This window comes from Arthrobacter crystallopoietes BAB-32 (genome assembly GCF_000328305.2).
GTDB classification, from domain to species: domain Bacteria; phylum Actinomycetota; class Actinomycetes; order Actinomycetales; family Micrococcaceae; genus Crystallibacter; species Crystallibacter crystallopoietes_A.
Map to the genome: position 1 here is coordinate 1 of NZ_ANPE02000274.1, position 5,435 is coordinate 5,435.

Genomic DNA, 5,435 nt, shown 5'->3' on the forward strand with positions numbered 1-5,435 from the left:
CGGCGGCCCCGCGCGTGGAGGACGTGCGCGAGGACGGCTCCATCGAGGACGGGCTGGCCCCGGACGGCCGGCTGAATCCGCGGACGATGGCGCTGGCACTTGAGGGCATCCTGCCGCGCGAACGGACGTTCGTGCAGGATGGCGGGCACTTCATCGGATGGATCCCGCTGATGTGCTCGGTGCCGGATTCGCGTTCCCACCTGTTCGTGGGCACGGCGTTCCAGTCGATCGGGCTGGGCTTCCCCTCAGCCGTGGGCGCCGCGGTGGCCCGTCCAGAACGGACCACCGTTCTGGTGACCGGCGACGGCGGCGGGCTGATGGCCTTGGCCGATTTCGAGAGCTTCGTGCGCCAGGCGCGCAGTGGCGTGGTGGTCGTGTTCAACGACGCCGCTTATGGTGCCGAGCTGCACCAGTACGCCGCCCGCGGACTGGACGAGGCGGCCATGCTCATCGAGGAGGTCGACTTCGCCGCCCTCGGCCGGGCCTTCGGTGCCGAGGCCGTCAAGGCGCGGAGCCTGCAGGACCTGGACGCGCTCAAGGACTGGGTGTCCCACGGCGCCGAGGGCGTGTTCGTGCTGGACCTGCCCATCTCCCAGGGCGTGGTCGCCGAGTACATGGCCGAGTCGATGGCCGGCGCCCAGCCGGCGCCGCGCCCGCTGCCGGTGGGCTGAGGCATTCTGGCGAGATGAGAGTCGGCGGCGCGGGCCGCTACTTCTTCTTGGCTGCCTTCTGCGCCTGCTTGTATTCGCGGACGGCGATCAGGGATTCGGGGCCGGTGACGTCGGCGATCGACATGGCGACGCCGTCGCGTCCGTAGTCCCCGGCGGCTTCCTGCCAGCCGGGGGCCTGGAGGCCGCGCTGCTTGCCGAGCAGCGCCAGGAAGATCTTCGCCTTCTGGTCCCCGTAGCCTGGCAGTGCCTTGAGCCGGGCCAGGATCTCAGCCCCGCTGGGATCCCCCTCCGTCCAGATGCGGGAGGCATCGCCGTCGTAATCCTCAACGATGACCCGGGCGAGGTCCTGCACGCGGGCGGCCATGGACTTCGGGAACCGGTGGACCGCGGGCGTCTGCCGGAAGGCGTCGAGGAACTCCTCCGGGTTCATTTCGGCGACCTGCTTCGGGTCCAGCGCGCCGAGCCGGTCGGCGAGCTTGGCCGGGCCGGCGAAGGCCACCTCCATCGGGATCTGCTGGTCGAGCAGCATCCCGGTCAGCAGCGCGAACGGGTTCTCTGCCAGCAGCTCGTCGGCGGCCTCATCTCCGGCCAGGTGCAGTTCAGCCATGGTTTCCAGTCCTCGTTTCGGGTCGGTCCGTCAGGCTTCAAGCTACCACCGGACCTGTCGAACAGCCGGGGCGCGGCGGCCGGCCCCTACTTGGCGGCAGCCTCGCCCGGGCCGTGCAGGTGGGCGCGGTCGCCGTCGTGGTCGAAGATGGTCAGGATTTCGACCGGGCCGTTGTGCGCTGCAATGAAGTGCGGGACCATCGTGGAGAACTCCGCCGCCTGCCCGGGCTCGACCAGGATCGTCCGCTCGCCCAGCTGCAGGCGGACGGTGCCGGAGAGCACCGTGAACCACTCGCGGCCGGGATGCACACTGGGCTCACGGGCCGCGCGCTCCTTCGTGATGCGCATCTTTGCGACGGTCACGCCGTTGAGCGCGCCCTCGCGCGAGAGCAGCCAGGTGGTCATGCCACGTGTCTTCTCCGGCTCGGGGCGGATGACGACGTCCTCGTCCTCGGTGGATTCGACGAGCTGGTCCAGTGTGGTTCCTAGGGCCCGGGCGATCGGGACGAGTTGATCGAGGGCAATGCGGCGGTGCCCGGTCTCGATCCGGCTCAGGGTGGAGGGGCTGAGGAAGCAGCGGGCGGCGAGCGCGTCGAGCGACCAGCCGCGTGCCAGCCGCAGCCCACGGATACGACGGCGGATCACTGCGTCGAGTGCGACTTCTTGCGTCATACGCAAGATTGTATGCCATAAGAGCAGGAGGCGCGTAGGCTGGATAACATGACGAGGCAGCAGTACACACACGGACACGGGCACAGTCATGCACACGGCCACGGTCATTCACACGGCGAGGGTCATGGCCACCCCGCCAAGGCAGAGGTCGCGGATCTGCTCGAGCTCGACGCCGAAGTGCTCGGCCCCTACTTCGACGGGATCGCCGAGTGGGCCGCACAGCAGGCCGCGGCCGAGCCCCGGACTGTGGTCGACCTCGGCGCCGGGACAGGCCGGGGCAGCATCGCCCTCGCGCGGCAGTTCGCGGCAGCCGAGGTGTTCGCCGTCGACAATTCCCCGCTGATGCTGGACCGGATCCGGGAAGCAGCGCAGCGCGGGGGACTCGACGGCCGCATCCGCCCAGTGCTGGCCGACCTCAATGCGGACTGGCCCGCCATCCCTCCTGCCGACTTGGTGTGGGCGGCATCCTCCCTGCATGAATTCCAGGATCCGGACCGGATTCTCGCGAACGCCTTCTCCGCCCTGGCTCCCAATGGTCTGATGGTGGTTATCGAAATGGACTCCCTGACCCGCTTCCTGCCGGACGACATCGGCCCCGCCGCTCCCGGGCTCGAGGCGCGCTGCCACGAGGCGCTGGCCGCCATGGGCTGGAACTCGTATCCGGACTGGCGCCCGCATCTGGAGCGCGCCGGCTTCGAGATCACCGCGCAGCGCAGCTTCATGGCCGAAGCCAGCCACAGTCCTTCGGCCGTCCGCTACGCCAGCCTGTATCTGGGCCGCATCCGCTCCGCGCTCAAGGGCACGCTCGCGGCCGACGACCTCCAGACCCTCGACCGGCTCCTCGATCCGGACAGCCCCGACGCCCTCCCCCACCTCAGCGACCTGTCCGTCCGCGTCAGCCGGACCGCCTGGGCCGCACGCCGACCCGAATGACCAACCTGACCTCCGAGGAGTTTCACATGAGCACTGAGTTCACCCACGACGTCGCCGTCATCGGAGGCGGAGCCGCCGGGCTGAGCGCCGCCGTAGCACTCGCGCGGTCGCTGCGTTCCGTCGTCGTTATTGACGCCGGCGAACCGCGCAACGCTCCCTCGCACGCCGCCCACAACGTCCTCGGGCGCGAGGGGATCTCGCCGCTGGAGCTGGTTGCGTCCGGGCGGCGCGAGGCCGAGCAGTACGGCGCGGAGTTCCGCGACGGCCGCGCGGTTGCCGCGCGGCGCATCGAGGGCGGTTTTGAGGTGGAGTACGACGGCGGTGCTTCCGTCCGCGTCCGGCGTCTCCTCCTTGCAACGGGACTGATCGACGAGCTGCCGGATATCCCGGGCGTCAAGGAGCACTGGGGCCAGAGCGTGCTGCACTGCCCGTACTGCCATGGGTGGGAAGTCCGCGGCCAGCGCATCGGCGTGCTCGGCACCAGCGACCACAACATCCACCAGGCCTTCCTGTTCCGGCAGCTCAGCGAGGACGTCATGCTCTTCCTGAACAGCATGCCTGAGCCGGAGGACGCAGCCTGGGAGCAGCTGGCCGCACTGGATATCAACGTGGTGCGCGGCAAGGTCGAGCGCCTGCGCGGCGAAGACGACGCCGTGCGCGCCGTCGTGCTGGAGGATGGCAACGAGTACCAGGTCGACGCCGTCGTCGTGGCGCCGTGCTTCATCGCGCAGGCCGATCTGTACGAGCAGCTCGGCGGCACCTTGACGGAAATGCCCCTGGGCAGGTTCATCGAGGCCGGCCCGATGGGCGAAACGAAGATCCCGGGCGTCTGGGCCGCCGGCAACCTCAGCAACCTCGGCTCCATGGTCGCCTCCGCCGCCGGCGCCGGCGTCCTGGCCGGAGCCGCCATCAACGCCGACCTCGTCAACGAAGACACCCGCGCCGCCGTCCGCGCCCGGGCGGACGCCGCCGTCGCCAATCAGGGCTGATCCACGGCCAGCGCCGGACATCCTGCGAAGGCCGCCGCCTAGGACGCCGCTGAACAATTTGCTTCCGTAATGTGGGGAGTTTAAGGTGCGCCCGCTGGACTCGCTGGCGCAGTGGTTAAGACTGGTTCTTATGCAGGGACGTGAGCAGGAGCAGCGGAAGTTGTTGGACGTGGAGGCGCTGGCCGGGGAGTTGTTGGTCCCGGGCAGCGTTTTCGCTTTTCTGGCCGCGCACCGGAACCGGTTGTTCCCGGATTCGATGATGGAGGACTTGTTCTCTTCGAAGCGGGGCCGGCCGTCGGTGCCGGCGCCGGTGATCGGTTCGGTGCTGGTCCTGCAGGCGCTTGAAGGGCTTTCGGACCGGGACACCGCGGATGCGTTGACGTATGACCTGCGGTGGAAAGCGGCGTGCGGATACGCCCTGACGAACACGGCGTTCCATCCGACCACGCTCACGTACTGGCGTAAACGCCTGGCTGCCAGCAGCCGCCCGCACCGGATCATGGACGCTATCGCTGAAGTCGTTGCCGAGACCGGAGTGCTCAAGGGCAGGCGTCGCAGGGCCTTGGATTCCACGGTGCTCGATGACGCGGTCGCCCGGCAGGACACGATCACCCAGCTGATTGCCGCGGTGCGCCGCTTCGGCCGCGACGTCCCCCACGGGTGGGACCTGATCGAGACGTACGGGGTCGGCTACGACTACGCACGGACCGGGAAACCGGACATCGCCTGGGACGACGCCGAGGCGAAGGAAGCCCTGGTGTCGGTGCTGGTCAACGACGCGCTGGCGCTGCTGGCAGCGGTCGACCCGGACGGCCTGGAGGGCAAAGCCGCCGATGCGTATGTTCTGCTGGCGCTGGTTGCCGGGCAGGACGTGGAACCGGCCGAGGGCTCTGACGGCACGGACGGGCGGTGGCGGATCGCCCGGAAAGTCGCCAGGGACCGGATGATTTCGACGGTGGACCCGGAGGCGCGGCACGCGCATAAGACCCGGTCGGACAAGCGCGACGGTTACAAGGCCCATATCGTCGCGGAGCCGGGGACCGGGATCGTTACGGCCGCCGCGGTGACGAAGGCTGCCGGGCCCGGTTCCTCCGATGCCGAAGCCGGCGCCGGGCTGCTGGCCGCCGATCCGGCCGTGACGGCAGGGGCACAGGTGGAGGTCCTCGCGGACTCAGCCTACGGCACCGCGGACATGCTCCGGACCCTTGTTGCTGCAGGCCACCGTGCCCTGATCAAGCCCAAACCGCTGGCCGCGGCCGTAGTCGGCGGCTACACGATCGATGACTTCGCTTTCGACCCGGACGCCGGAACACTGACCTGCCCGAACGGACTCACCCGCACGATCACGGACAAAGGCCGGGCCACGTTCGGTGCCGCCTGCCGGGGCTGCCCGGTCCGCGCCAACTGCACGACCGCGGCCGGAGGCCGCAAGATCGAACTGCACCCCGAGCACTGGTGAGCCTAGAGATTTCGGACAGTGGACCCTCTTAAAATCGGAGGGACTACTGAAATGAGGAATCTGCAGAATGTCTGCATCACGTCGACGGTTCACCCAGGAATTCAA

At 69.0% G+C, this 5,435-nt stretch carries 5 protein-coding genes and 1 pseudogene; 4 read left to right on the top strand and 2 right to left on the bottom strand.

Annotation, left to right across the window (positions count from 1 at the left end):
• The coding region (locus D477_RS19555; RefSeq protein ID WP_005274301.1) for a thiamine pyrophosphate-dependent enzyme at positions 1-671 on the top strand (671 nt) is incomplete at its 5' end.
• A 37-nt stretch (positions 672-708) separates the two neighbouring features.
• Here the strand turns inward: D477_RS19555 and D477_RS19560 are convergent.
• Both D477_RS19560 and D477_RS19565 read right to left on the bottom strand, forming a co-directional pair.
• Entirely contained in the window at positions 709-1,278 is a 570-nt protein-coding gene (locus D477_RS19560) for an HhH-GPD-type base excision DNA repair protein (RefSeq protein WP_005274304.1), read from the bottom strand.
• 86 nt (positions 1,279-1,364) lie between these two features.
• Positions 1,365-1,949 (bottom strand): helix-turn-helix domain-containing protein, encoded by a 585-nt coding sequence (locus D477_RS19565; RefSeq protein ID WP_005274307.1) that lies wholly within the window; start codon positions 1,947-1,949, stop codon positions 1,365-1,367.
• Positions 1,950-1,997: 48 nt separating this feature from the next.
• Between D477_RS19565 and D477_RS19570 the strand changes: the two genes are divergently transcribed.
• The 3 genes and pseudogenes from D477_RS19570 to D477_RS19580 form a co-directional block, all read left to right on the top strand.
• Positions 1,998-2,882, top strand: coding sequence for a class I SAM-dependent methyltransferase (locus D477_RS19570; protein WP_005274309.1), 885 nt, complete (start codon positions 1,998-2,000; stop codon positions 2,880-2,882).
• A 26-nt stretch (positions 2,883-2,908) separates the two neighbouring features.
• Entirely contained in the window at positions 2,909-3,871 is a 963-nt protein-coding gene (locus tag D477_RS19575) for an NAD(P)/FAD-dependent oxidoreductase (RefSeq protein WP_005274312.1), read from the top strand.
• Positions 3,872-4,001: 130 nt separating this feature from the next.
• Positions 4,002-5,312: pseudogene (locus D477_RS19580) on the top strand (IS1182 family transposase); the annotation flags it as partial.
• Positions 5,313-5,435: the final 123 nt, after the last annotated feature.